The sequence below is a fragment of the Sphingomonas sp. P2_B6 genome, assembly GCF_056404755.1.
Genome location: NZ_JBFUDK010000014.1, coordinates 107,668 through 131,199 on the forward strand (window position 1 = coordinate 107,668; position 23,532 = coordinate 131,199).

The 23,532-nt window shown below is 65.0% G+C and carries 30 protein-coding genes; 9 read left to right on the forward strand and 21 right to left on the reverse strand.

Annotated elements, in window-relative coordinates:
• Window position 1: 1 nt before the first annotated feature.
• From rplP to rpsL, 13 genes are all read right to left on the reverse strand, one after another.
• Window positions 2–436, reverse strand: a complete 435-nt coding sequence (gene rplP, locus AC1DX5_RS18495) for a 50S ribosomal protein L16 (RefSeq protein WP_272626165.1) — start codon at window positions 434–436, stop codon at window positions 2–4.
• A 12-nt stretch (window positions 437–448) separates the two neighbouring features.
• On the reverse strand, window positions 449–1,144 hold the full coding sequence (gene rpsC / locus AC1DX5_RS18500; RefSeq protein ID WP_372852037.1) for a 30S ribosomal protein S3: 696 nt from the start codon (window positions 1,142–1,144) through the stop codon (window positions 449–451).
• Window positions 1,144–1,521 (reverse strand): 50S ribosomal protein L22, encoded by a 378-nt coding sequence (gene rplV / locus AC1DX5_RS18505; RefSeq protein ID WP_272626161.1) that lies wholly within the window; start codon window positions 1,519–1,521, stop codon window positions 1,144–1,146. Before rplV ends, rpsC begins: the two co-directional genes overlap by 1 nt.
• Complete coding sequence (gene rpsS / locus AC1DX5_RS18510) at window positions 1,521–1,796, reverse strand: 30S ribosomal protein S19 (protein ID WP_034161646.1); 276 nt, start codon at window positions 1,794–1,796, stop codon at window positions 1,521–1,523. The genes rplV and rpsS overlap by 1 nt, the downstream gene beginning before the upstream one ends.
• A gap of 5 nt (window positions 1,797–1,801) precedes the next feature.
• Entirely contained in the window at window positions 1,802–2,638 is an 837-nt protein-coding gene (gene rplB / locus AC1DX5_RS18515; protein WP_272626159.1) for a 50S ribosomal protein L2, read from the reverse strand.
• Window positions 2,638–2,955, reverse strand: coding sequence for a 50S ribosomal protein L23 (locus tag AC1DX5_RS18520; protein ID WP_465172778.1), 318 nt, complete (start codon window positions 2,953–2,955; stop codon window positions 2,638–2,640). The genes rplB and AC1DX5_RS18520 overlap by 1 nt, the downstream gene beginning before the upstream one ends.
• Entirely contained in the window at window positions 2,948–3,577 is a 630-nt protein-coding gene (rplD, locus tag AC1DX5_RS18525) for a 50S ribosomal protein L4 (protein ID WP_465176308.1), read from the reverse strand. The genes AC1DX5_RS18520 and rplD overlap by 8 nt, the downstream gene beginning before the upstream one ends.
• 2 nt (window positions 3,578–3,579) lie before the next feature.
• Entirely contained in the window at window positions 3,580–4,335 is a 756-nt protein-coding gene (gene rplC / locus AC1DX5_RS18530) for a 50S ribosomal protein L3 (protein ID WP_465172776.1), read from the reverse strand.
• 202 nt (window positions 4,336–4,537) lie between these two features.
• Complete coding sequence (gene rpsJ / locus AC1DX5_RS18535; RefSeq protein WP_034161642.1) at window positions 4,538–4,849, reverse strand: 30S ribosomal protein S10; 312 nt, start codon at window positions 4,847–4,849, stop codon at window positions 4,538–4,540.
• 118 nt (window positions 4,850–4,967) lie between these two features.
• Entirely contained in the window at window positions 4,968–6,161 is a 1,194-nt protein-coding gene (gene tuf / locus AC1DX5_RS18540; protein ID WP_343890830.1) for an elongation factor Tu, read from the reverse strand.
• A gap of 76 nt (window positions 6,162–6,237) precedes the next feature.
• Window positions 6,238–8,313: an elongation factor G gene (gene fusA / locus AC1DX5_RS18545; protein WP_478016642.1), complete on the reverse strand. Its 2,076-nt coding sequence runs from the start codon at window positions 8,311–8,313 to the stop codon at window positions 6,238–6,240.
• Between the two features lie 69 nt (window positions 8,314–8,382).
• A complete protein-coding gene (rpsG, locus tag AC1DX5_RS18550; protein WP_272626145.1) occupies window positions 8,383–8,853 on the reverse strand; it encodes a 30S ribosomal protein S7 in 471 nt (156 codons plus the stop codon).
• Window positions 8,854–8,929: 76 nt separating this feature from the next.
• Window positions 8,930–9,301, reverse strand: a complete 372-nt coding sequence (gene rpsL, locus AC1DX5_RS18555) for a 30S ribosomal protein S12 (protein WP_019516007.1) — start codon at window positions 9,299–9,301, stop codon at window positions 8,930–8,932.
• Window positions 9,302–9,629: 328 nt separating this feature from the next.
• On the opposite strand from rpsL, the gene glpD reads away from it, so the two are divergent.
• The gene (gene glpD, locus AC1DX5_RS18560; RefSeq protein ID WP_478016643.1) at window positions 9,630–11,084 is read left to right on the forward strand and encodes a glycerol-3-phosphate dehydrogenase; all 1,455 of its coding nucleotides are present in this window, start codon (window positions 9,630–9,632) and stop codon (window positions 11,082–11,084) included.
• Here glpD and AC1DX5_RS18565 read toward each other — a convergent pair.
• Window positions 11,077–11,640, reverse strand: a complete 564-nt coding sequence (locus AC1DX5_RS18565) for a DUF4337 family protein (RefSeq protein ID WP_478016644.1) — start codon at window positions 11,638–11,640, stop codon at window positions 11,077–11,079. The two genes, glpD and AC1DX5_RS18565, sit on opposite strands and share 8 nt — an antisense overlap.
• A 120-nt stretch (window positions 11,641–11,760) precedes the next feature.
• Here AC1DX5_RS18565 and trhO point away from each other — a divergent pair, with 120 nt between their 5' ends.
• From trhO to AC1DX5_RS18580, 3 genes are all read left to right on the forward strand, one after another.
• Window positions 11,761–12,699, forward strand: coding sequence for an oxygen-dependent tRNA uridine(34) hydroxylase TrhO (gene trhO / locus AC1DX5_RS18570; RefSeq protein ID WP_478016645.1), 939 nt, complete (start codon window positions 11,761–11,763; stop codon window positions 12,697–12,699).
• Between the two features lie 85 nt (window positions 12,700–12,784).
• Window positions 12,785–13,135, forward strand: coding sequence for a YciI family protein (locus AC1DX5_RS18575; RefSeq protein WP_465172771.1), 351 nt, complete (start codon window positions 12,785–12,787; stop codon window positions 13,133–13,135).
• On the forward strand, window positions 13,132–14,349 hold the full coding sequence (locus AC1DX5_RS18580; RefSeq protein ID WP_465176304.1) for an RNA polymerase sigma factor: 1,218 nt from the start codon (window positions 13,132–13,134) through the stop codon (window positions 14,347–14,349). Before AC1DX5_RS18575 ends, AC1DX5_RS18580 begins: the two co-directional genes overlap by 4 nt.
• A 4-nt stretch (window positions 14,350–14,353) precedes the next feature.
• Here AC1DX5_RS18580 and AC1DX5_RS18585 read toward each other — a convergent pair whose 3' ends face one another.
• From AC1DX5_RS18585 to AC1DX5_RS18600, 4 genes are read right to left on the reverse strand one after another with little or no spacing between them, the layout of a single operon-like run.
• On the reverse strand, window positions 14,354–15,811 hold the full coding sequence (locus AC1DX5_RS18585; protein ID WP_478016646.1) for a coniferyl aldehyde dehydrogenase: 1,458 nt from the start codon (window positions 15,809–15,811) through the stop codon (window positions 14,354–14,356).
• Window positions 15,808–16,257, reverse strand: coding sequence for a hypothetical protein (locus AC1DX5_RS18590; protein WP_478016647.1), 450 nt, complete (start codon window positions 16,255–16,257; stop codon window positions 15,808–15,810). Before AC1DX5_RS18590 ends, AC1DX5_RS18585 begins: the two co-directional genes overlap by 4 nt.
• The gene (locus AC1DX5_RS18595; protein WP_478016648.1) at window positions 16,254–17,009 is read right to left on the reverse strand and encodes a prepilin peptidase; all 756 of its coding nucleotides are present in this window, start codon (window positions 17,007–17,009) and stop codon (window positions 16,254–16,256) included. Before AC1DX5_RS18595 ends, AC1DX5_RS18590 begins: the two co-directional genes overlap by 4 nt.
• Window positions 17,002–17,259, reverse strand: a complete 258-nt coding sequence (locus AC1DX5_RS18600; RefSeq protein ID WP_465172766.1) for a hypothetical protein — start codon at window positions 17,257–17,259, stop codon at window positions 17,002–17,004. Before AC1DX5_RS18600 ends, AC1DX5_RS18595 begins: the two co-directional genes overlap by 8 nt.
• 119 nt (window positions 17,260–17,378) lie before the next feature.
• Between AC1DX5_RS18600 and AC1DX5_RS18605 the strand changes: the two genes are divergently transcribed.
• On the forward strand, window positions 17,379–17,783 hold the full coding sequence (locus AC1DX5_RS18605) for an acyl-CoA thioesterase (RefSeq protein WP_465172765.1): 405 nt from the start codon (window positions 17,379–17,381) through the stop codon (window positions 17,781–17,783).
• A 260-nt stretch (window positions 17,784–18,043) separates the two neighbouring features.
• Entirely contained in the window at window positions 18,044–19,231 is a 1,188-nt protein-coding gene (locus AC1DX5_RS18610) for an acetyl-CoA C-acyltransferase (RefSeq protein ID WP_478016649.1), read from the forward strand.
• A 412-nt stretch (window positions 19,232–19,643) separates the two neighbouring features.
• Here AC1DX5_RS18610 and AC1DX5_RS18615 read toward each other — a convergent pair whose 3' ends face one another.
• Together AC1DX5_RS18615 and AC1DX5_RS18620 are read right to left on the reverse strand one after the other, a co-directional pair.
• Window positions 19,644–20,099, reverse strand: a complete 456-nt coding sequence (locus AC1DX5_RS18615) for a GNAT family N-acetyltransferase (RefSeq protein ID WP_478016650.1) — start codon at window positions 20,097–20,099, stop codon at window positions 19,644–19,646.
• An 8-nt stretch (window positions 20,100–20,107) separates the two neighbouring features.
• Window positions 20,108–20,611 (reverse strand): SH3 domain-containing protein, encoded by a 504-nt coding sequence (locus AC1DX5_RS18620; protein ID WP_478016651.1) that lies wholly within the window; start codon window positions 20,609–20,611, stop codon window positions 20,108–20,110.
• A gap of 96 nt (window positions 20,612–20,707) precedes the next feature.
• Here AC1DX5_RS18620 and AC1DX5_RS18625 point away from each other — a divergent pair, with 96 nt between their 5' ends.
• Together AC1DX5_RS18625 and AC1DX5_RS18630 are read left to right on the forward strand one after the other, a co-directional pair.
• Window positions 20,708–21,706: a 2-hydroxyacid dehydrogenase gene (locus AC1DX5_RS18625; RefSeq protein ID WP_478016652.1), complete on the forward strand. Its 999-nt coding sequence runs from the start codon at window positions 20,708–20,710 to the stop codon at window positions 21,704–21,706.
• A 10-nt stretch (window positions 21,707–21,716) separates the two neighbouring features.
• Complete coding sequence (locus AC1DX5_RS18630) at window positions 21,717–22,394, forward strand: transglycosylase domain-containing protein (protein WP_478016653.1); 678 nt, start codon at window positions 21,717–21,719, stop codon at window positions 22,392–22,394.
• Here the strand turns inward: AC1DX5_RS18630 and AC1DX5_RS18635 are convergent.
• Window positions 22,384–23,235, reverse strand: coding sequence for an ABC transporter permease (locus AC1DX5_RS18635; RefSeq protein WP_465176294.1), 852 nt, complete (start codon window positions 23,233–23,235; stop codon window positions 22,384–22,386). The two genes, AC1DX5_RS18630 and AC1DX5_RS18635, sit on opposite strands and share 11 nt — an antisense overlap.
• 63 nt (window positions 23,236–23,298) lie before the next feature.
• On the opposite strand from AC1DX5_RS18635, the gene AC1DX5_RS18640 reads away from it, so the two are divergent.
• A partial coding sequence (locus AC1DX5_RS18640; RefSeq protein ID WP_478016654.1) for a GcrA family cell cycle regulator occupies window positions 23,299–23,532 on the forward strand: 234 nt, incomplete at its 3' end.

Sequence of the window (23,532 nt, forward strand, 5' to 3'; positions counted from 1 at the left end):
GTTATGCAACTCCCAGATGCGAGGTGTCGCCGAGACGGGCAACGACCTTCACCTTGATCGGCAGCTTCATCGCGGCGCGGCTGAACGCCACGGCAGCGATATCGCCAGGGACACCGTCCAGCTCGAACAGGATCCGGCCGGGCTTGACCCGGGCGGCCCAATATTCGGGCGAACCCTTGCCCTTGCCCATGCGGACTTCGGCGGGCTTCGACGTGACCGGAACGTCCGGGAACACGCGGATCCACAAACGCCCCTGGCGCTTGATGTGACGCGTGATCGCGCGGCGAGCCGCCTCGATCTGGCGTGCGGTGATCCGCTCCGGCTCCATCGCCTTCAGCCCGTAAGAGCCGAAGTTGAGGGTCGTGCCGCCCTTGGCATCGCCATGGATCCGGCCCTTGAAGGCCTTGCGGAACTTGGTTTTTTTCGGTTGCAGCATTGCTCTTGTTCCTTAGCGCGCCGGACGGACGCCGGAGGTTTGAGCCTCCATCATGATCCGGTCCTGCGCCATCGGGTCATGGCCCAGGATTTCGCCCTTGAAGATCCAGACCTTCACGCCGCACACGCCATAGGCGGTGTGTGCCTGCGCTTCGGCATAGTCCACGTTCGCGCGCAGCGTGTGCAGCGGAACGCGGCCTTCGCGGTACCATTCGGACCGSGCGATCTCGGCGCCGCCGAGACGGCCGCCGCAATTGATCCGGATACCCTCTGCGCCAAGSCGCATCGCCGACTGMACSGCRCGCTTCATGGCGCGGCGGAACGCGATACGRCGCTCGAGCTGATCGGCGATGCCCTGGGCGACGAGCTTGGCGTCGACTTCAGGCTTGCGAATCTCGACGATGTTCAGCGACACGTCGGACGAGGTCATCTTGCCGAGGAGACGGCGCAGCTTCTCGATGTCCGCACCCTTCTTGCCGATGATCACGCCGGGGCGCGCGGCATAGATGGACACGCGGCACAGCTTGGCCGGACGCTCGATCACCACCTTGGAGATCGCGGCCTGGGGCAGCGTCTTCATGATGAAGGTGCGGATCTTCAGATCCTCGAGCAGGAGGCGGCCGTAATCGGCGCCTTCCGCATACCAGCGGCTGTCCCAGGTACGGTTGATCTGGAGACGCAGACCGATCGGATTGCTCTTTTGACCCATTATGCTTCTTCCTGCTCGCGCACGACGATCCGCAGCCGCGAGAACGGCTTGAGGATGCGCGTCGACTTGCCACGACCGCGGGTCGCGAAACGCTTCATGACGATCGACTTGCCAACCGAGGCCTCCGAGACGACGAGCGCGTCGACGTCGAGATTGTGGTTGTTCTCCGCATTGGCGATCGCCGAGGCGAGAACCTTGCGGGCATCGACGGCCATCGCCTTGGTCGAGAATGCGAGGATGTTCATCGCATCGCCGGCCTTCTTGTTGCGGATCAGCGCCGCGACGAGACCGAGCTTCTGAGCCGAGCCGCGAATCTGCGTACCGACCGAGAGAGCTTCCTTCTCACCGACCTTGCGGGGGGATTTTGCCTTCGACATCAGCGCTTGCCCTTCTTGTCGGCGGCATGGCCGGGGAAGTAGCGGGTCGGCGCGAATTCGCCGAGCTTCATCCCAACCATGTCCTCGTTGACGGACACGGGCACGAACTTGCGACCGTTATAAACGGTGAAGGTCAGGCCAACGAACTGCGGCAGGATCGTGGAGCGGCGCGACCAGGTCTTGATCGGCGCACGCGCGTTGGTTTCCTGCGCGGTCTCTGCCTTCTTGAGCAGATGGAGGTCCACAAAGGGACCCTTCCAGACGGAACGAGCCATTGCGGTTAGCCCTTCTTCTTCGCGTGACGCGACCGGATGATCATCTTGTCGGTCGCCTTGTTGTGACGGGTGCGTGCACCCTTGGTCGGCTTGCCCCACGGGGTGACCGGATGACGGCCGCCCGAGGTCCGGCCTTCACCACCGCCGTGCGGATGGTCGACCGGGTTCTTGGCGACGCCGCGGGTCAGCGGGCGCTTGCCCAGCCAACGGTTGCGGCCGGCCTTGGCGAGGTTGGTGTTGCCGTTGTCCGGGTTGGACACCGCACCGACGGTCGCCATGCAGTTCGAGTGGATATAGCGCTGCTCGCCCGAGTTGAGGCGCACCATCACCATGCCCTTGTCGCGACCCACGACCTGCACATAGGTGCCCGCCGAACGTGCGAGCTGACCACCCTTGCCGGGCTTCATCTCGACGTTGTGGACGATCGTGCCGACCGGCATCTGACCGAGTTCCATGGCATTGCCAGGCTTCACGTCGGTCTTCTTGCCGGCAACCACCTTGTCGCCGACGGCAAGCCGCTGCGGCGCGATGATATAGGCAAGCTCTTCGTCCGGATACTTGATCAGGGCGATGAAGGCGGTGCGGTTGGGATCATATTCGATCCGCTCGACCGTGCCGTCCACGTCCCACTTGCGACGCTTGAAGTCGATCAGACGATAGCGCTGCTTGTGGCCGCCGGCGATGCCGCGCGAGGTCACATGGCCCTTGTTGTTGCGGCCGCCAGTCTTGCGCTTGCCTTCGGTCAGCGCCTTGATCGGGCCGCCCTTGTGCAGACCGCTGCGGTCGACGAGGATAAGTCCGCGTCGTGCCGGGCTGGTCGGGTTGTAATGCTTGAGTGCCATTACTGGATTCCCGTCGTCACATCGATCGACTGACCATCAGCCAGCGTCACGATCGCCTTCTTCATGTCGGAGCGCGTGTAGGGCGTGCCCTTCCACTTCTTCGTCTTGCCCTTCTGGACGATCGTGTTGACCCCCAGGACCTTGACGTTGAACAGCGCCTCGACGGCCGCCTTGATCTCAGGCTTGGTCGCGTCGTTCGAAACCTTGAACACGACCGCGTTCTGCTCGCTGAGCAGGGTCGCCTTCTCGGTGATGTGCGGAGCGACGATCACGTCATAATGACGAATGTCGATCTCGGCTTTCTGCTTCTTAGCCATTGAAGCGCGCCTCCAGCTTTTCGACAGCGGAGCGCGTCAGCACCAGCGTGTCATGCTTCAGGATGTCGTAGACGTTCGCACCAGCGGCGGGCAGAACGTTGATCTGACGGAGGTTGCCGGCGGCGAGCGCGAAGCTCGTCTCGACTGCATCACCGTCGATCACCAGCGCGGTCTTGCCGAAGCCGAGCTTCGCCAGGTCCGCGGTCAGCGCCTTGGTCTTGTTGTCCTTGACGGTCAGGCTGTCCATGACGATCAGCGAGCCGGCCTTGGCGTGGCTGCTGAGAGCCATGCGCAGACCAAGAGCGCGGATCTTCTTGTTCAGCGACGGATTGAAATCGCGAACCCGGGCGCCGTGCGCCTTACCGCCGCCGACGAAGGTCGGAGCGCGGCGATCGCCGTGACGCGCGGTACCGCCGCCCTTCTGGCGACCGAACTTCTTGCCGGTGCGGGCAACATCAGCGCGCTCACGCGTGCCGCGTGCGGTCGCACGACGCTTTTCGAGCTGCCAGGTGACGACGCGGTGCAGGATGTCGGCGCGCGGATCGAGGCCGAAGACCTCGTCGTTGAGCTCGATATCGCTGGCCTTCGCGGCAGCGTCGAAGGACTGAATAGTGACCTTCATGTTCAGCCCTCCTGGCCTTCGGTCGCTTCCACGGCCTGGACGTCTTCTGCAGGCGTCTCGGCGGGAGCGGTGTTGCTGTTCGCGGCGGCCTTCAGGCCGGCCGGGTACGGCGCATCGGCGTGACGGGCGACCTTGACGGCGTCCTTGACGAGCAGCCAGCCGCCCTTCGAGCCGGGCACGGAGCCCTTCACGAAGATCAGGCCACGCTCGACGTCGGTCGATACGATTTCGAGATTCTGCTGGGTGCGGTTCTTGTCACCCATCTGGCCGGCCATCTTCTTGTTCTTGAAGACCTTGCCCGGATCCTGGCGCTGACCGGTCGAACCGAGCGAACGGTGCGAGACGGACACGCCGTGGGTGGCGCGCAGACCGCCGAAGCCCCAACGCTTCATGCCGCCCGCGAAACCCTTACCCTGGGTGACGCCCTGGATGTCGACGATCTGGCCGGCGACATAGTGGTCGGCCGAAATCTCGGCGCCCACTTCGAGCACGGCGTCGTCGGAGACGCGGAATTCGGCAACCTTCGCCTTAGGCTCGACTTCGGCCTTGCCGAAGTGGCCGCGCTGCGGCTTGGCGACATTCTTCGCCTTGGCGGTGCCAGCACCAAGCTGGACAGCGGTATAACCATCACGGTCGGCCTCGCGAACGGCCACTACCTGCAGATTTTCCAGTGCCAGGACGGTGACGGGCACATGGCGCCCATCGTCCTGGAACAAGCGGGTCATCCCCATTTTCTTCGCGATCACGCCAGTGCGCATGATCAATGCTCCTATTACAGAGGCCCGCCGGAACGATTTCCGACGGGCGTGTCAGCCCAAAATATAATGCGTGCCCCGTCCCGGGCTGGTGTTCCCGCGAGAGCGGGAACGTGACGGGGGACGCAGACCCCGGCAAGCCGGGCGGTATCCCTGTATTTGATCTCGCCAGTGGCGAAACCGAATCTCTTTTGGAGCGCGGCCTTTAGGCCAGCTTGATCTCCACGTCTACACCCGCGGCGAGATCGAGCTTCATCAGCGCGTCCACCGTCTGCGGGGTCGGCTGAACGATGTCCAGCATCCGCTTGTAGGTACGGACCTCGAACTGCTCACGCGACTTCTTGTCGATGTGCGGTCCGCGGTTCACCGTGAACTTCTCGATGCGCGTCGGGAGGGGGATGGGGCCGCGGATGAGTGCGCCAGTGCGGCGCGCCGTGTCGGCGATGTCGCCGGTGGCCTGATCGAGCACACGATGATCGAATGCCTTCAGACGAATCCGAATATTCTGCGTTTCCATAACCCTACCGATGCGAAAGAGCGGGTTGCCCGAGAGCAACCGAACCATTGTTCACTGAAATAGCAACCGCCCGACTCGCCACCGAAGAGGCGGCGAATCGGGCGGAGGCGCGTCTATATTACTTCGAGATGCCGCTGACAATCCCCGAACCAACGGTACGGCCACCCTCACGGATGGTGAAACGCTGGCCGACGTCCATGGCGATCGGCGCAATGAGCTTGACGCCCAGAGCGATGTTGTCGCCCGGCATGACCATCTCGGTGCCCTCGGGCAGCTCGACGGTGCCGGTCACGTCCGTGGTACGGAAGTAGAACTGCGGACGATAGTTGGCGAAGAATGGCGTGTGACGGCCACCCTCGTCCTTCGACAGCACATACACTTCCGACTGGAAGTCGGTGTGCGGCTTGATCGAGCCCGGCTTGCAGAGAACCTGGCCACGCTCGACCTCTTCACGGCCGACGCCGCGGATCAGCGCGCCGATGTTGTCGCCGGCCTGGCCCTGATCGAGCAGCTTGCGGAACATTTCGACGCCCGTGACGGTGGTCTTGCGGACTGCCGGGTGGATGCCGACGATCTCGACTTCCTCGCCGACCTTCACAACGCCGGTCTCGACGCGGCCGGTGACGACCGTGCCGCGACCCGAGATCGAGAACACGTCCTCGATCGGCATCATGAACGGCTTGTCGAGCGGACGCTCGGGCTGCGGGAGGTACTCGTCGACTGCCTGCATCAGCTTGAGCACGGCGTCATGGCCGATCTCGGGCTGCTTGTCGTCGAGCGCACACACGGCCGAGCCACGGATGACCGGGATGTTGTCGCCGTCGAAATCATACTTCGAGAGCAGCTCGCGGATTTCCATCTCGACCAGCTCGAGGATTTCCTCGTCGTCGACCAGATCGACCTTGTTCATGAACACGACCATCGTCGGCACGCCGACCTGGCGCGCGAGCAGGATGTGCTCGCGAGTCTGCGGCATCGGGCCGTCAGTGGCCGACACGACCAGGATCGCGCCGTCCATCTGGGCGGCACCGGTGATCATGTTCTTCACATAATCGGCGTGGCCCGGGCAATCGACGTGCGCATAGTGGCGCGCGGTCGTCTCATACTCGACGTGTGCGGTCGAGATGGTGATGCCGCGCTCGCGCTCTTCGGGAGCCTTGTCGATGTTCGCGTAGCTCGTGAAGGTGGCGCCGCCGGTCTCGGCGAGCACCTTGGTGATCGCGGCCGTCAGCGACGTCTTGCCATGGTCGACGTGACCGATCGTGCCGATGTTGAGATGCGGCTTCGTCCGCTCAAACTTTGCTTTTGCCATTTTCGCCTCTTCTTATTCAAATTCCGGGGTCGCTGCGGAGCCGCGCGGACGCGGCCCTTTAGCGACTGATTTCAGATTATGCCAGCTTCGCCTTCACTTCTTCGGCGACGTTGGCAGGAACCTCGTCGTAATGCGAGAACTGCATCGTGTACTGCGCGCGGCCCTGGCTGAACGAGCGGAGCTGGTTCACGTAACCGAACATGTTCGCCAGCGGGACGATCGCCTCCACCGCAGTCGCGTTGCCGCGGCTGTCGGTGCCCTGGATCTGGCCACGACGGCTGTTCAGATCGCCGATCACGTCGCCGAGATAATCCTCCGGCGTCACGACCTCGACCTTCATGATCGGCTCGAGCAGCTTGATGCCCGACTTCTGGGCCGCTTCGCGCATGGCGCCACGGGCACAGATTTCGAACGCCAGCGCCGACGAGTCGACGTCATGATATTTGCCGTCGATCAGCTGAACCTCGAAATCGATGATCGGGAAGCCGATCAGCGATCCGGTCTCGGCCGTTTCGCGCATGCCCTTCTCGACCGACGGGATATATTCCTTCGGAACGTTACCGCCCTTGATCTGGTCGGAGAAGACGAAGCCCGAACCGCGCTCGCCAGGAATGACCTTGATCTTGATCTCGGCGAACTGACCCGAACCACCCGACTGCTTCTTGTGGGTGTAGCTCATCTCGATCGGCTTCGCGAGATATTCGCGATACGCCACCTGCGGCGCGCCGACATTTGCCTCGACCTTGAACTCGCGCTTCATGCGATCGACCAGGATCTCGAGATGGAGCTCGCCCATGCCCTTGATGATGGTCTGGCCGCTCTCGACATCGGACGTGACGCGGAACGAAGGATCCTCGCGAGCGAGACGATTGAGCGCGATGCCCATCTTCTCCTGGTCGGCCTTCGTCTTCGGCTCCACCGCGACCTCGATGACGGGGTCCGGGAATTCCATGCGCTCAAGGATGATCGGAGCGTTCTGCGCGCAGAGCGTGTCACCCGTCGTGGTATCCTTCAGGCCCGCGAGAGCGACGATGTCGCCTGCGAACGCTTCCTGGATGTCCTCGCGGCTGTTCGCATGCATCAGCAGCATGCGGCCAACCTTTTCCTTCTTGTCCTTCACCGAGTTGGTGACGATCGAAGCGGCGTCGAGCTTGCCCGAATAGATGCGCGCAAAGGTCAGCGTACCGACGAACGGATCGTTCATGATCTTGAACGCCAGCGCCGAGAACGGGGCATCGTCGGCCGGCGGACGCGTATCCGGCGTCACGCCGTCGAGCTTCAGACCCTCGACGTCCTTGATGTCCAGCGGCGACGGCAGATAGTCGACCACTGCGTCGAGCAGCGGCTGAACGCCCTTGTTCTTGAACGCGGAGCCGCAGAGCACCGGCACGAACGAGAAGTTCAGCGTGCCCTTGCGGATCAGCTTCTTCAAGGTCGCGACGTCAGGCTCGTTGCCCTCGAGATACTGCTCCATGATGTCGTCGTCCTGCTCGACGGCCATCTCGATCAGCTCGGAACGCGCGTTTGCAGCCAGGTCGGCCAGGTCGGCCGGGATGTCCTGATATTCGAACTTCGCGCCGAGCGACTCTTCGAGCCAGATGATCGCGCGGTTCTCGACCAGGTCGACCAGGCCCTTGAAGTCGCCTTCGAGGCCGATCGGCAGATAGAGGACGGCCGGACGCGCGCCGAGGCGGTCCTTGATCATCTGCACGCACATGTTGAAGTTCGCGCCGGTGCGGTCGAGCTTGTTGATGAAGCACATCCGCGGGACGTGATACTTCTCGGCCTGACGCCACACGGTCTCGGACTGCGGCTCGACACCGGCAACGCCGTCGAAGCATGCAACCGCGCCRTCGAGCACGCGCAGCGAACGCTCGACTTCRATGGTGAAGTCGACGTGKCCGGGGGTGTCGATGATGTTGAWGCGGTGATCGTTCCAGAAGCACGTCGTTGCGGCCGACGTGATCGTGATCCCGCGCTCCTGCTCCTGCTCCATCCAGTCCATCGTGGCGGTGCCCTCATGGACCTCGCCGATCTTGTAGGACTTGCCGGTGTAATAGAGGATGCGCTCGGTCGTCGTCGTCTTGCCGGCGTCGATGTGCGCCATGATGCCGATGTTGCGGTACATGTCGAGCGGATGGCTGCGGGCCATGATCGGATTTTCCTTAGCGATGTAGGAGGCCGGGGAACTCCCGGCCTCTCGACATATAGGTAGTGGAGATTACCAGCGGTAGTGGCTGAAGGCGCGGTTCGCTTCGGCCATACGATGGGTGTCTTCGCGCTTCTTCACCGCGTTGCCGCGGTTGTTGGCGGCATCCATCAGCTCGCCCGACAGGCGGGCCGACATGGTGTTCTCCGACCGCGCGCGCGCAGCGGAGATCAGCCAGCGGATGGCCAGCGCCTGGGCGCGCTCGGGGCGCACTTCGACGGGGACCTGATAGGTCGCACCACCAACGCGGCGCGAACGGACTTCGATGCCCGGCTTCACATTGGCGAGCGCCTCGTGAAACACGCCGATCGGATCCTTCTTCGCGCGCTGCTCGACGGTTGCGAGAGCACCATAGACGATCAGTTCGGCGACGGACTTCTTGCCGTCCAGCATGACGCTGTTCATGAACTTGGAGAGAACCTCATCCCCATACTGGGGATCAGGCAGGATGACCCGCTTTTCGGGACGACGACGACGTGCCATTTCAATTTCCTTCTAAACTTCAGCCCTGGGGGTCGGAAGCTCCAGCACCGGCTTTCGCAGGGTGGAGCCGACCGGCTTACTTCGGACGCTTAGCGCCGTACTTGGAACGCGACTGGCGGCGATCCTTCACACCCTGCGTATCGAGCACGCCGCGGAGAACGTGATAGCGGACGCCGGGAAGGTCGCGAACGCGCCCGCCACGGATCAGCACCACGGAGTGCTCCTGGAGGTTGTGCCCCTCGCCGGGGATGTAGCTGATGACTTCGCGCTGGTTGGTCAGGCGGACCTTGGCAACCTTGCGCAGAGCCGAGTTCGGCTTCTTCGGAGTCGTCGTATAGACGCGGGTGCAGACGCCGCGCTTCTGCGGGTTCTGCTCCATTGCAGGGACCTTGGACTTGGCCTTCTGCGGATCGCGGCCCTTGCGGACCAGCTGGTTGATCGTCGGCATGAATCTCTTCACCTTAGACTGTGGTTACTTTGCTGGAGCCATGACGCTCGGGAATACAAAAAGGACCGCTGGGTGGACTTTCGACCCCCCGGGCCCTGGAATGCATCCAGCAATGTTCAAGCTTGTCCCGACAGGTACGGTCCCGTCGGAGCAGCGGCGCCTATACAAGCCGACTCGGGGGTGGTCAATGGCGTGCGCCGGAACTCTTCCGATCGCGGTTCCCGCCGGGCGCGCGGTCGCCCGCAATATGACATTTCGAGAAGGCCGAATAGAATATTGAGCGGGCGCCGCGGCTATCCAGCGGCGGCGGCTGTGGTAACAGCGGCGGATGACTTACGACCTTCTCATCATCGGCGGCGGCATCAACGGCTGCGCGATCGCGCGCGAGGCATCGCTGCTCGGCCTCAAGGTGCTGCTGGTCGAGCGCGACGATCTGGCGGGGCACACCTCGTCCGCGTCGACCAAGCTGATTCATGGCGGCCTGCGTTATCTCGAATATTACGAGTTCAAGCTGGTCGCCGAGGCGCTGCGCGAGCGCGAGCGGCTGATCCATGCCGCGCCGCACATCATCCGACCGCTGCTGTTCGTGCTGCCGCAGGAGAATTCGGTGCGGCCCTGGTGGATGATCCGGCTTGGCCTTTATCTCTACGACATGCTGGGCGGAAAGATGTCCCTGCCCCGCTCGCGCGGCCTGCGTGCCGGCGACATCGCCTATTCGGCGCCGCTCAAGGGCGGCAATCACGGCTTCGTCTATTCCGACGCGTTCGTCGACGATGCCCGGCTCACCGTGCTCAACGCGGCCGATGCGGCCGACAATGGCGCGGAGATCGCCGTCGGCGTAGCGCTCGATTCGGCACGGCGCCACGGCAATGTCTGGCGGGCGACCTTGTCGGATGGTCGCGCTGTCGAGGCGCGGGCGATCGTCAACGCGGCCGGGCCCTGGGTCCACCGCATGCTCGACGATCTCGGCGTCAGCGCGAAAAGCGGTGTGCGGCTGGTCAAGGGTAGCCATATCGTCGTGCCGAAACTCTATGAGGGCGAGCACGCCTATATCCTGCAGCTGCGCGACCGCCGCATCGTCTTCGCCATTCCCTATCAGGGCGACTTCACCGAGATCGGCACGACCGACATCCCGGTCGACCGTCCCGAGGACGCGACGATCAGCGCGGAGGAAATCGCCTATCTGTGCGACGCGGCCAATACCCATTTCGTGAAGCAGATCGCGCCCGCCGATGTGACATCGACCTGGTCCGGCGTCCGGCCGCTCTATGACGACGGCGCCAGCGAAGCGAAGGCCGTCACGCGCGACTATGTGCTCGAGCTCGACACTGAAGGCCCTGCCCTGCTCAGCGTGTTCGGCGGCAAGATCACCACGGCGCGGCACCTTGCCGAGGAAGCGATGGGCAAGCTGGCCAAGCCGCTCGGCCTGACCGTTCATCCGGCGACACGGGCACGTGTCTTTCCGGGCGGCGCCATTCCCGACTTCGCGCTGTTCCTCGCGCAGGTCCGCACGACCTGGCCTTTCCTCGGCGAAGCGCGCTCCGAGCGCATGGCGCATGCCTATGGCACGATGCTGGCCGAGATGCTGGACGGCGTGACCGACGAAGCCGGCATGGGCGCGGATCTCGGCGGCGGCCTGACCGAGATCGAGGCGCGCTGGATGAAGACCCGCGAATGGGCGCGTACGCCCGAGGATGCGCTGACGCGCCGGAGCAAGATCGGCCTGCACCTGACCGATGCCGAGCGCGCCACCTTCGCCGACCGCTGGAACGCGCTCAGCTGAGAAAGCTCGCCAGCGCGTTCGGGTGGATCGCCCAGCCCGCGAAGCCGGCAACGCCCATCAGCAACCCGAACCCGCCAAAGCCCCAGGCCGCGACCAGCAGCCACCGCGTCTCGGCCAGCGCGGCGACCGCCGCCAGCGACACCGCGATCGAGATGAGCGCGTCGCACATGTCGAACTGGTCGTCATGCAGGTTGAGCGCATCATATTGCGCGTCGTCCGCTTCGGCCTTCGCCTTGAGCCGCGGCGTCTCCGCGGCATATTTCGCTGCCTCGGCATCCATCGAGACCAGGGCCGTGTGCGCCGCGACGGAGGGCGCCGCTCCGGCGATCACCGCGATCTCGGCCTTGGCCGTCTCGACGATATGCGCCTTGGTCTTCGTTGCCTGATATTCCGACCAGGTATCGATCGCGTCGCTCTTCGCGAGCTGCATCGCCTGGACCAGATTGTCGTCCTTGATGTTCGCCACCGCCATGAACACCGAGAGGATGACCACCGTCATCGCCACCAGTCGATTCAGCGTGCGGTCACGGCCGCCCTCGGGGAGATCATCCTCCATGCACTATCCTTCGTCATGAACATTCTCCCGGGAGCGCGAGAGTGGTGAGCGTGCCGGTCGCGCGCAATAGGGACTCGCCATTTTTGACGTAAGGGGCCGGGATACTCTAGCGGAGCCGGCATGGCCCCTCTTCGCGTTACCGCCCTATATCGTTTCGCCCGCTTTCCGGACCCGGCCGCGCTGCGCGATCCACTCGCGCGCCTGTGCGACGAGAACGGGATCAAGGGCACGATCCTGCTCGCGAAGGAAGGCATCAACGGCACCATCGCCGGCGCGCCCGACGCGATCGAGCGCGTGCTCGACCATATCCGCGCCCTGCCCGGCTGCGCGGATATCGAGGTGAAGGACAGCCATGCGGAGAAGATGCCGTTCCACCGCATGAAAGTGCGCCTCAAGCGCGAGATCGTGACGATGGGCGAGCCCGATATCGATCCGCTTGAGGAGGTGGGCCATTATGTCCCGCCGGCAGAATGGAACGCGCTGATCGAGGCGCCCGGCACGATCCTGATCGATACCCGCAACGACTATGAGGTCGCGATCGGCACCTTCTCCGGCGCGATCGACCCGAAGACTCACAGCTTTCGCGATTTCCCGGCCTGGTTCCGCGCGCATCGCGACGAGTTTGTCGCCGCGCCGAAGATCGCGATGTTCTGCACCGGCGGCATCCGCTGCGAAAAGGCCACTGCCTTTCTCAAGGCGGAGGGACTCGAGGAGGTCTATCACCTCGAAGGCGGGATCCTGAAATATCTCGAAGAGGTGCCGGCCGAGCAGAGCCGCTGGGAAGGGGAATGTTTCGTGTTCGACCAGCGCGTCGCGGTGAAGCACGGGTTGGAGCTCGGCACGCACGCGCTCTGCCACGCCTGCCGCATGCCGGTGAGCCCGGAGGACCAGGCTTCCCCGCTTTATGTCGAGGGCGTCAGCTGCCCCGCCTGCCACGATTCCCGCAACGACGAACAGCGCGCGAGCTATGCCGAACGCCACCGCCAGGAACGCCTCGCCGAGGCGCGCGGCGAAGTCCATGTCGGCCGGCGCTTCCCGGACGACGGCGGCGCAAAATAAATTTCCGGACGCTGTCGAATCCGCTGCCCGTCGCCCGTCTCCGCTATACGATCGCAGGCCGCGATCGCTGATGGAGGACAAACCGATGCAGTACATACTCCTGGTCTATGAGGACGAGACGGTTTACGGCGACGAGCGTGACAACCCGGCCATGACGGAGATCATGCAGCGTCACATGGCGTTCGGCACCGAGCTCGGGGCGCGGCGCAAGGGTGGCGCCGGCCTGATGCCGACCAGCATGGCGACCACCGTGGTCACCCGCTCGGGCACGCAGACCATCCATGACGGCCCCTTCGCCGAGACCAAGGAGCAACTCGGCGGCTTCTACATCGTCGACGCGCCCGATCTGGATGCAGCGATCGCGATGGCGAAGAAACTCCCGGTCTATACGGACGGGTCGATCGAGATCCGGCCGGTGCTCGGCGGGAGCGATTGACCAGGGCGCTGGACCGGGCCGCGCGCGATCACGGCGCGCGCGTTCGCGCCGCGCTCGCGGCCCGGTTCCGCGATCTCGATATCGCCGAGGAAGCCTTTGCCGAGGCCTGCGCCCGGGCGGTGACGGCCTGGGCGACCGAGACTCCGCGCGATCCGGCCGCATGGCTCTACCGCGTCGCCGAGCGCGCCGCGCTCGATATGGTGCGGCGGCGCGCGGTGCGATCGGGCGCCACGCTGCCCGATCCCGAACCGCCGCCCAGCCCGGAGGAGGACATGATGGCCGACACCAGGCTGATCCCGGACGAGCGGCTCAAGCTGATCTTCGTCTGCTGCCATCCGGCGATCCACCCCGAGGCGCGCGCGGCCCTGACGCTCAAGCTGGTCTGCGGCCTGTCGACGCCCGAGATCGCCCGCGCCTTCCTCCTGCCCGAATCGACCTTGGCGCAGCGGCTGGTGCGCGCGAAGAACAAGATCGCCGGCGCTGGCGTACCCTTCGAGGTGCCCGGTCCCGATGCGTGGCCGGACCGGCTCGACGCAGTGCTGAGCACGATCGAGATCGCTTATGCCAAGGCACATGAGGATGGCGGCGGCAGCGGCCGCCACGCGGGCTATGCGCAGGAGATGCTGGGCATCACCGCCACGCTCGCCGCGCTGGCGCCGAACGAGCCCGAGGTGCTGGCGCTGGCGGCGACGGTCCGCTTCGCCGAGGCGCGCCGGCCGGCGCGGGTGGACGCCGCTGGAACGATGGTACCGCTCGACCGGCAGGATCCGGCGGCATGGGACAAGGCGCTGATCGCCGAGGCACGACCCTATCTCGCCCGCGCGCTTTCCGCCGGGCCACCGGGCAGGCGTACCCTGCAGGCGCTGATCCATGCGGAATGGTGCGCGCGGCTGTCGCTGGACCAGCGGGCGCCGTGGCGATCAGTGCTCGTCCTCTACGACGCGCTGCTCGCCCTGCGCGACGATGCGATCACCCGGCTCAACCGCGCCGTGGCGCTTGCCGAGATCGCCGGGCCGGAAACCGCGCTGGAGGAAGTCGATGCGCTGGACGCGCCGGGGCTGGCGGATTTCCTGCCCTATCACGCGGTGCGCGCCGATCTGCTTGCGAAGCTCGGGCTGACCGACGCGGCGCGAGAGGCTTATGACGCGGCCCTGAAGCTGGGTCCGGAACGCGCCGAGCGGCTGTGGCTGGAAGGTCGGCGCGCCGCGCTGTGAGGCCCTACCCCTTCATCTGCCGCGCGACCGCCTTCATCGTCGCCTTGCCATAAGGCGGCTTGAGCCCGGCGATCTTCGCCACGTCGAGCTTCACCTGCTTGTAGACGCTCTTGGCGTGGCTGAACGTCCGGAATCCATCGAGCCCGTGATAGGCGCCCATGCCCGATGGCCCGACCCCGCCGAACGGCAGATCCTCCATGCTGATATGGAAGATCACGTCGTCGAGCGTCACGCCGCCCGCGATCGTGCGGTCGAGCACCTGCCGCCGCTCCGCCTCGTCGCTGCCGAAATAATAGAGACCGAGCGGCCGGTCGCGACGATTCACCTGGGCGATCGCGTCGCCGATCCCGTCATAGCGGCGCACCGGCAGGATCGGTCCGAAAATCTCCTCCTGCATCACCGCCATGTCGTCGGTCACGTCGGTCACGATGTGCAGCGGCATCTTCCGCGCATTGGAGGCGCCGAAATCCTCGTTCGCCGGGTTGATCGCCTCGACCTTCGCGCCCTTCGCCCGCGCATCGTCGAGCAACCCCTCGAGCCGCGCAAAATGCCGGTCGTTGATCACCGAGGTATAATCCGGATTGGCGAGCAGAGTCGGATACATCGCCGAGGCCGAGGCCTTCAGCCCGCGCACTACCTCAGCCTCCTGTGCTGCCTCGACCAGCATGTAATCCGGCGCGAGGCAGATCTGGCCGGCGTTCAGCATCTTGCCCAGCGCCACCCGCTCGGTCGCCTTGGCGAGGTCGGCCGACTTGCCGATGATCACCGGCGATTTGCCGCCTAGTTCCAGCGTCACTGGCGTCAGATTGTCCGCCGCGGCATGGAGGATATGCTTGCCCACTGCGGTCGCGCCGGTGAAGATCAGGTGATCGAACGGGAGTTCCGCAAACGCCTTGCCGACATCCGGCCCGCCCGACACGAAGGCGAGTTCGTCAGCCGCGAAATAATCGCCCACCACTTCCTCGAACAGCTCGGCGACGCGCGGGGTATATTCGCTCGTCTTCACCATCGCCCGGTTGCCCGCCGCGAGCACCCCGGCGAGCGGCGACATGACGAGATTGACCGGGAAATTCCACGGCGCGATCACCCCGACCACGCCCTTGGGCTGATATTCGATCCACGCTTTCGCGCCGAGCAGGCCAAGCGGGAACAGCACCGGGCGCTTTTCCGGGCGCGCCCATTTCTCAACCGATTTGAGCGCATGGTTGATTGGCGCGATCGAACTGGCGATGTCGGTCAGCATCGATTGCTCGCGGCTGCGATGGCCGAAATCCTCGCTCAGCGCGTCGCAGAACTTCGCGGCATTGTCGCTGATCATTGCCGCGGCGCGCTTCAGCCGGTCCTTGCGGACGGCGATCGACACCGGCAACTCGGCCATGAACGCCGCGCGCTGCTGCGTGAGGATTTCCTGCATCGTCGCCATCGTCTCTCTCCCCTGCCCGCCCTGCGGCGTGGCGTTCATGCAGCGCAGCCGATCAGACCCGCAACCGGCACCACGACACCATCCTGTCCCGTCCGGTCGATCCTCAGCGTCGCCTCCGGCACCGAGGCGCCGTCCTTCAAATCGCCGCGCGTCACGATCGACATGGTCAGCACCGCGGTCACGTCGCCGGCCTGATACTGAGTCGTACCGGCAAAACCGAAACCGCCGGGGTCATGCTGCTCGGCGCGCGGCAGATCAGTCACCGTGCCGCCGATCGACAGGCGGAGCTGCGCCGGATCGGCGCCCGCCATCGCGACCAGCGCGCGGCTGCCGGTCGCAGTCCACAGGAAGGCGGCGCAGCCGGCCTTGGGCATGGCCTGAGTCGGGATCGCACCGATCGGCAAGCCGTCGATCGCGGCCGGCGGCGGAGTCTGGGCGGAAGCGGCGCCGGCGAGCAACAGCGGCAGGATCGCGAAAAACCTCATCCCGCCGATCCTAACAGGAACAGCCATGCCGGGTAAGCGGCGATCGCAAGCAGTGCGCCGAACGGCATCCGGTCGTCGAGTTTCGCTGCCCGCCCGCGCACCATCCCGACGAGCACAAAGGCAAGCCCGGTCAGCGCCGCGAGCAGCAACACCGCCGGCAACATGCGCCAGCCGAGCCACAATCCGATCGCACCGAGCAGCTTGGGATCGCCCCCGCCCAGCCCCTCCCGGCCGCGGAGCCGCTTGTAGGAAAAGCCGATCAGCCACAACGATCCGAACCCCGCAACCCCACCGATCAGCCGTTCGGTCAGCACCGGCTCGACCCCGGCGACTCCCGCCGCCAGCCCGGCCAGCGCCAATGTGAGGGTCAACCGATCGGGCAACCAGAAATCGGTCACGTCCAGCGCCGCCAGCGTCAGCAACAGCCAGCCGAACACCGCTCCGGCCAAGGCGACAGGCCCCGGCACGACCAGCCCGGCCATCACGCCGATGCCGAGCGCGGCGAGCTCGATCTGCCAGTGCAGCGCATCGATCCGCGCGCCGCAATGCCGGCACCGCCCCCGCGCCAGCGCGGCGCTGACCAGCGGAATCAGGTCGCGCGGCCCCAGCACCGCGTCGCACCCGTCGCAATGCGAGCGCCCTTTCAGCACTGACCGGTCCTGTGGCCAGCGAATCACAATCGTGGCGAGGAAGCTGCCGATCACTGCGCCCAGCACCCCGAGCGCGACCGGCCACAGCCAGGGCTCAGCCATTGGGTTTCTTGCGGATCAGGTACCGATACACGCCGACCATGTTGATCCCGAACAACACGACATTCTGCGTGCCGAGCGCGAAGTCCTTGGTCAGCACCGATCCGGAAATCCACGCAATCGACGAGGCGAGGAACAGGACGAACCCCCAGCCAGTCACTTTCCGCCCCAGATCCAGCGAGACCATGGCCGCGGCGATCATCCCGCTGCCCGAAGCGAACCATTTGAGCGCGGTGGTGAGCGTATCTTCCATCGTTCGGCGATACCCGCCCGCGCCTCCCGCGTCATGCCCAAGTTGGTACGTCGAATCTTTACGACGAATCCTTCTGCTTCGCTCTCGCCAAAACTTGCCGTTTACGATAAGGTAAGCCCATGCCCGACCCCCAATATGCCTCGCATAGCTATGCCATCGCGATCGATGCCGCCGACATCGATTTCATGGGGCATGTGAACAATGCGAGCTATCTGAAATGGGTTCAGGAAGCCGTGATCAACCATTGGCAGCGTTTCGCGCCTGCCGATGCCGTCGCCGCGCATCTCTGGGTCGCGCTCAAGCATGAGATCACTTATCGCCGGCCGACCTTTCTCGACGACGACGTCATCGCCACCGTTCTGCTCGAAAAGGTGCACGGCGCGCGCGCCTTTTACGAGACGGTGATCAAGCGCGGCGAGGAAGTGCTCGCCGAGGTCAAGTCGAGCTGGTGCTGCATCGATGCCGAGACGCTGCGTCCGGCACGCATCGCGCAGAATGTGATCGAGCGCTTCTTCAAGGACTGACGCGGGCACTTTGGCGCTAAAACCTTGTCCTTCCCCGGCGCAGGCCGGGTCCAGGTGAAAAGGTGGATGTAGCAGCGCGAGACGGCCATCATCATCGTCTCCCAACTGGACCCCGGCCTTCGCCGGGGAAGGCGCTAAACTTTGTCGAACACCGTAACCGCCGCCCTGCAAAACTGCAGTGCCGGGCTGCCTCACGGCGGTTTGTATTCGATCGCCCAGGCGCCTAGATCGCGGCCACCCCTCCCAACCGGAGCTCAAGCATGTCCGCCGATCCGATCGTCATCCTGTCCTATGCCCGCACGCCGATGGGCAGCTTCCAGGGATCGCTCTCCGGCGCGACTGCGACCGAGCTGGGCGCGACCGCGGTCGGCGGCGCGGTCGAGCGTGCGGGGCTTTCGGGCGAGGCGATCGAGCGCATCTATATGGGCTGCGTGCTGTCCGCCGGCCTCGGCCAGGCACCGGCGCGCCAGGCGGCGCTGAAGGCCGGCCTGCCGAACCATATCGAGGCGACGACGGTCAACAAGATGTGCGGATCGGGCATGCAGGCGGCGATCATGGCGTCCGACGCGCTGGCGGCGGGCTCCGCCGACCTGATCGTCGCGGGCGGCATGGAGAGCATGACCAATGCGCCTTATCTCTCGATGCGGCACCGCGGCGGGGCGCGCATCGGCCATGACCGGCTGATGGACCATATGTATCTCGATGGCCTCGAGGATGCCTATGAGCCCGGCAAGCTGATGGGCAATTTCGCCGAGGATAGCGCCGCCGAATATCAGTTCACGCGCGCCCAGATGGACGATTTCGCCATCGCCTCGCTCGAGCGCGCGCAGAAGGCGCAGCAGTCGGGCGCGTTCGACCGGGAGATCGTGCCGATCGAGATCGCCGGTCGCAAGGGCCCGACCCAGGTCACGCTCGACGAGCAGCCGGCCAAGGGCGACGCCTCGAAGATCCCGACGCTCAAACCCGCCTTCTCGAAGGATGGCACGATCACCGCCGCCAATGCTTCCTCGATCTCGGACGGCGCGGCCGCCCTGGTGCTGACCCGTGCCTCGATCGCGGAGAAGCTCGGCCTCGACCCGATCGCCCGCATCGTCGCGCACGGCGCCCATGCTCATGCCCCGGCGCTGTTCACTACCGCCCCGGTCTTCGCGATGCGCAAGACGCTGGAAAGGGCCGGCTGGTCGGCGGAAGAGGTCGACCTGTTCGAGGTCAACGAGGCCTTTGCCGTCGTGGCGATGATCGCGATGCGCGACCTCGGCATCAGTCATGACCGCCTCAACATTCATGGCGGCGCTTGCGCGCTCGGCCACCCGATCGGCGCTTCGGGCGCACGCGTCCTCGCGACCCTGCTTTCGGCCCTGCAGACGGCCGGCGGCAAGCGCGGCATGGCTTCGCTCTGCATCGGCGGCGGCGAAGCCACCGCGATGGCCGTGGAGTTGATRCACTAGGCCGGAGCCGCGATGAAGGTGGATCGAGACAGCCGAAGTCGCCGTCACGCCGGACTGCATATTCCCGACACTCGTCGATTCAACATCGCGCGACTTTCTGCGATCTGGCGTTCGACGAAACTTGCCCGCGTTCCGTCCGCTTTTTCTCATGACCTGCGTGTGTTGGACGACGCGCGGTCCCTGTCTCAACCGAAAATTCGCTGATCCGGGACGGATTTCCCTGTTACCGCGGAACAGGGAATCGTTCATCAACATCTTGTTATTCAGTGATATATTGATGATCAGCCGGCCCCGAACGGCGAAAGAAAAAAAGAATTCCCTGATAATTCCCTGTTCCCTGCCCCGAAACAGGGAAATCGTCGGGTCTCCTGGCGACAGCGCCTGTTGGAGAATCCGCGGCCGCGCGGCGCCGCTAAAGCTCCAGCCGATAATAGCGGCTGAAATCCGTATCGGTATAATCCGCGAACGGCCCGCAGGCCATGAACCCCGCCCGTTCGTACAACGCCCTGGCCGGCGCGAAGGGCGCGTTCGATCCGGTCTCCAGGCTCAGCCACTTGTAACCGCGCGCCCTGCCCTCCGCGATCAGATGGTCGAGCATCGCCGCCGCCACGCCCTTGCGCAGGTGCGCGGGGGCGGTCCGCATCGACTTCAGCTCGCCATGATCGGTATCGAGCGCCTTCAGCGCACCGAGGCCGAGCAGATGCTCGCCCTCCCAGGCCGACCACAGGGTGACCGCCGGATCGCGCAACCCGGTCAGGTCCAGCGCGAAGACGCTTCCGGGCGGCGAATTCTCGAAGGCGGCGCGCAGATGGAATTCGAGCAGGGCGATGACGTCCGGATGAGTCAGGTCGTCGCGAACGATCCGCATGGTCCGATTCAGCCCAGCGTCTCGTCGGGCGTCACGCCCCAGAGATGGTTCGCCTCGACATAGCCACCCTGCCCGCGCACGTCGAAATAGCACCAGCCCCGCGCGCATTTGCTGACCCGGCCGACCACGCCCGGCTCGGCCCGCCACACCACCCGGCCGCCATAGCGCGGCGTGTCGCGCAATTCGGCGATGGTGCCCGTCACCAGCCCGGTGCGGGTATCGCTGATCAGCGTGCCCATCATCCAGCCCTGAGTACCGCTCGGATCCTCGATCTTCACCCAGGCGCCGCGATCATAGCGGTCGATCACCTTCACCGGCAGGTCGGCGCGCTGATAGAGCCAGCTGGCCGGATAGGTCTTGCCCGGACCGGTGCGCATCCGCGCCTTGCTGGCAGAGACGGAGGCGAAATAGGGCGTCTTCTTCTCCACCGACGCGGCGAGGGCAGGCGCAATGGCAGCTACGGCGACGCTTGCCGCGGCTGCTGCGAGCACGATTGTCGGTCCGAAACGCATAACTGGCCTTCTCTTGACGAGATTTCGTTTACCCCGTTCGGCACGCACGCTTCAACCACCGTTGACGGAGACAAAAGCCTTCGCCAAGCGAGTCTCATGGCCGAAACGAGACGCGTCCCGAACCCGAAGGTAATCGTCACCCGCGAACTCGCCGATCTGGTGATGGAGCGGATGGAGCAGTTGTTCGACACGACGCACAACCGCGGCGACGTTCCGATGAACCGTGTGCGGCTGGCCGAGGCGATGGCCGATTGCGACGTCTTCGTGCCGACCGTGACCGATACGATCGACGCGGCACTGATCGAGGGCGCGGGCGACCGGCTCAAGCTGATCGCCAATTTCGGCGCCGGCGTGAATCATATCGACCTGAAAGCGGCGCGCGCGCGCGGCATCGTCGTCACCAACACACCAGGCGTGCTGACCGAGGATACCGCCGACATCACCATGGCACTGATCCTCTCGGTGCCGCGCCGCCTCGCCGAGGGCGAGCGGCTGGTCCGCGACGGCCATTGGAAGGGTTGGGCGCCGAGCGGGATGCTGGGGCACCGGATCGGCGGCAAGGCGCTGGGCATCGCCGGCATGGGCCGCATCGGCCGGGCGGTCGCCAGGCGGGCCCAGGCCTTCGGCCTGTCGATCCATTATCACAACCGCCACCGCCTGCCCGAAGCGGTCGAGGCGGAATTCGGCGCGACCTGGCACGATTCGCTCGATGGCATGCTCGCGGCGATCGATGTCCTGACGATCCACACGCCGCGCAATGCCGATAGCGAGAACATGATCGACGCGCGGCGGCTCGCCCTGATGCGGCCCACCGCCTGCATCGTGAATACCGCGCGCGGCGGCATCGTCGACGAGGACGCGCTGATCGACGCGCTGGAGCATGGCCGGCTCGCCGGTGCCGGTCTCGACGTGTGGAAGTTCGAGCCGGAGATCGATCCGCGCATGCTGGCACTGCCCAATGTCATGCTGATCCCGCATATGGGTTCCGCCACCTATGAGGGCCGCATGGCGATGGGCGAGAAGGTGATCGCCAATATCCGCATGTGGGCCGACGGCCACCGGCCGCCCGACCAGGTGCTCGAGGGCTGGGTATAACGGAGCGACAATGAGGCGGGCACTTGGGCTCACCACCGGCGTACTGGCTGCGGCGATCCTGCTCTTTGTCGCATTCGAGGGATATGCGCTGATCCGCGCCAATGCTCGCACCCCGGCGATCATCGCCGAGAATGCGCAGCGAGAGGTGAAACTCGGTGATATCGGCAAGCGCCGCCTGACGATGCTGTTGCGAGTGGAGGACCCAGGCTTCTTCCACCATCGCGGCTTCGATTTCTCGACGCCTGGCCAGGGCGCGACGACGATGACCCAATCGCTGATCAAGCGCCTCTACTTCGACGGCGGCTTCAAGCCGGGCTTCGCCAAGATCGAGCAGAGCCTCATCGCCCGCTTCGTGTTCGATCCGACGGTGAGCAAGCGCGACCAACTCGAGATATTCCTGAACAAGGCAAGTTTCGGCAGCGTTCACGGCCGCCCGGTGATCGGCTTTGCCGATGCGGCCCGCACTTTCTACCCAAGCACTTTCCATCAGACCGACGGCGCGTTGAGCGATCGACAGTATCTGGCGTTGGTCGCGATGCTGATGGCGCCAAACGCCCTAGATCCGGTACGTCACCCACATGAGAATGCGGAGCGGGTCGACCGGATCATGGCGATGCTTGCGGGAAAGTGCCGGCCGCGCGACCTACGTGACGTCAGTTATCGGGATTGCGCGGCGATCAGTTCTTGAGCTTCCAGCCGCTCCGCAGCAGGCGGTAGCAGAGGATCGCGAGCGCCACGTCGAGCGCTAGGATGATGATGCTGCCCAGCATCACCGGCGAATCGGCTGTGCCGAGAAAGCCGTAGCGAAAGCCCGAGATGACATAGAAGAACGGGTTCACATGGCTGAACACGCGGAATGCGGGCGCGAGGTGATCGACCGAATAGAAGGTGCCGGAGAGCAGGGTCAGCGGCGCGATGAAGAAATTCTGCACTGCGGCGGCATGATCGAACTTCTCCGCCCAGATCGAGGTGAGGATGCCGATCAGCGCGAGGAATACCGATCCGAGCAGCCCGAACCACAGGATCGCGATGGGATGGCTCGGCGTGACATGCACGCCCGGCCACAGCGCCATCGCCAGCCACACCGTCAGCCCCACGCAAAAGGCGCGGGTTACTGCGCCACCGATCATCGCAACCAGCAATTCGGCGGTCGACAGCGGCGGCATCAGGTAGTCGACGATCGTCCCCTGGATCTTGCCGACCAGCAGCGAGAAGCTCGCATTGGCGAAGCTGTTCTGCAGCATGCCCATCACGATCAGCCCCGGCGCGATGAAATCGGCGAAGGGAACATCGACTCCGCCGACATGAACCGGGCGCTTTCCGCCGGTCGCGACGGTGAAAATGATCAAAAACAGCAGGGTCGTGATCGCCGGCGCCCATACCGTTTGAAGCTGCACCTTGAAGAAACGGCGCACCTCCTTGATATAGAGCGTTCGAAGACCGCCCCAATTGACGTTTCTGATCACGGGAACGCCGGGGGCGTTCATCACCGCCGACTGGATTTCGCCGATTGGGGGCTGGCTGCTCATTGCGGACGCGCTAATAGCTGCCGCCGCCGCCCGCAACCCGGCAATGCGATTTGAGGAATAAAGATGGCCTGGACCGACGAGCGAATCGATACGCTGAGGAAGATGTGGGAAGCTGGCCAGACCGCCAGCCAGATTGCGGAAGAACTGGGTGGCGTCAGCCGCAACGCCGTGATCGGCAAGGCGCATCGCCTTGGCCTGCAGTCACGCCCCTCGCCGGTGAAGCCGAACGAGCCCGACAAGGCGACCGCGGCTGCAGCGACCGCCGCCGCCGCGCCGCAGGCCAAGCCGGCGCCGCCC

Excerpts from the sequence above, each read along its gene's own strand:
- rplP (WP_272626165.1), bottom strand. The coding sequence starts at position 436 with ATGCTGCAACCGAAAAAAACCAAGTTCCGCAAGGCCTTCAAGGGCCGG.
- rplV (WP_272626161.1), bottom strand. The coding sequence starts at position 1,521 with ATGTCGAAGGCAAAATCCCCCCGCAAGGTCGGTGAGAAGGAAGCTCTC.
- rpsS (WP_034161646.1), bottom strand. The coding sequence starts at position 1,796 with ATGGCTCGTTCCGTCTGGAAGGGTCCCTTTGTGGACCTCCATCTGCTC.
- rplB (WP_272626159.1), bottom strand. The coding sequence starts at position 2,638 with ATGGCACTCAAGCATTACAACCCGACCAGCCCGGCACGACGCGGACTT.
- AC1DX5_RS18520 (WP_465172778.1), bottom strand. The coding sequence starts at position 2,955 with ATGGCTAAGAAGCAGAAAGCCGAGATCGACATTCGTCATTATGACGTG.
- rplD (WP_465176308.1), bottom strand. The coding sequence starts at position 3,577 with ATGAAGGTCACTATTCAGTCCTTCGACGCTGCCGCGAAGGCCAGCGAT.
- rplC (WP_465172776.1), bottom strand. The coding sequence starts at position 4,335 with ATGCGCACTGGCGTGATCGCGAAGAAAATGGGGATGACCCGCTTGTTC.
- rpsJ (WP_034161642.1), bottom strand. The coding sequence starts at position 4,849 with ATGGAAACGCAGAATATTCGGATTCGTCTGAAGGCATTCGATCATCGT.
- tuf (WP_343890830.1), bottom strand. The coding sequence starts at position 6,161 with ATGGCAAAAGCAAAGTTTGAGCGGACGAAGCCGCATCTCAACATCGGC.
- rpsG (WP_272626145.1), bottom strand. The coding sequence starts at position 8,853 with ATGGCACGTCGTCGTCGTCCCGAAAAGCGGGTCATCCTGCCTGATCCC.
- rpsL (WP_019516007.1), bottom strand. The coding sequence starts at position 9,301 with ATGCCGACGATCAACCAGCTGGTCCGCAAGGGCCGCGATCCGCAGAAG.
- glpD (WP_478016643.1), top strand. The coding sequence starts at position 9,630 with ATGACTTACGACCTTCTCATCATCGGCGGCGGCATCAACGGCTGCGCG.
- AC1DX5_RS18565 (WP_478016644.1), bottom strand. The coding sequence starts at position 11,640 with ATGGAGGATGATCTCCCCGAGGGCGGCCGTGACCGCACGCTGAATCGA.
- trhO (WP_478016645.1), top strand. The coding sequence starts at position 11,761 with ATGGCCCCTCTTCGCGTTACCGCCCTATATCGTTTCGCCCGCTTTCCG.
- AC1DX5_RS18575 (WP_465172771.1), top strand. The coding sequence starts at position 12,785 with ATGCAGTACATACTCCTGGTCTATGAGGACGAGACGGTTTACGGCGAC.
- AC1DX5_RS18585 (WP_478016646.1), bottom strand. The coding sequence starts at position 15,811 with ATGAACGCCACGCCGCAGGGCGGGCAGGGGAGAGAGACGATGGCGACG.
- AC1DX5_RS18590 (WP_478016647.1), bottom strand. The coding sequence starts at position 16,257 with ATGAGGTTTTTCGCGATCCTGCCGCTGTTGCTCGCCGGCGCCGCTTCC.
- AC1DX5_RS18595 (WP_478016648.1), bottom strand. The coding sequence starts at position 17,009 with ATGGCTGAGCCCTGGCTGTGGCCGGTCGCGCTCGGGGTGCTGGGCGCA.
- AC1DX5_RS18600 (WP_465172766.1), bottom strand. The coding sequence starts at position 17,259 with ATGGAAGATACGCTCACCACCGCGCTCAAATGGTTCGCTTCGGGCAGC.
- AC1DX5_RS18605 (WP_465172765.1), top strand. The coding sequence starts at position 17,379 with ATGCCCGACCCCCAATATGCCTCGCATAGCTATGCCATCGCGATCGAT.
- AC1DX5_RS18615 (WP_478016650.1), bottom strand. The coding sequence starts at position 20,099 with ATGCGGATCGTTCGCGACGACCTGACTCATCCGGACGTCATCGCCCTG.
- AC1DX5_RS18620 (WP_478016651.1), bottom strand. The coding sequence starts at position 20,611 with ATGCGTTTCGGACCGACAATCGTGCTCGCAGCAGCCGCGGCAAGCGTC.
- AC1DX5_RS18625 (WP_478016652.1), top strand. The coding sequence starts at position 20,708 with ATGGCCGAAACGAGACGCGTCCCGAACCCGAAGGTAATCGTCACCCGC.
- AC1DX5_RS18630 (WP_478016653.1), top strand. The coding sequence starts at position 21,717 with ATGAGGCGGGCACTTGGGCTCACCACCGGCGTACTGGCTGCGGCGATC.
- AC1DX5_RS18635 (WP_465176294.1), bottom strand. The coding sequence starts at position 23,235 with ATGAGCAGCCAGCCCCCAATCGGCGAAATCCAGTCGGCGGTGATGAAC.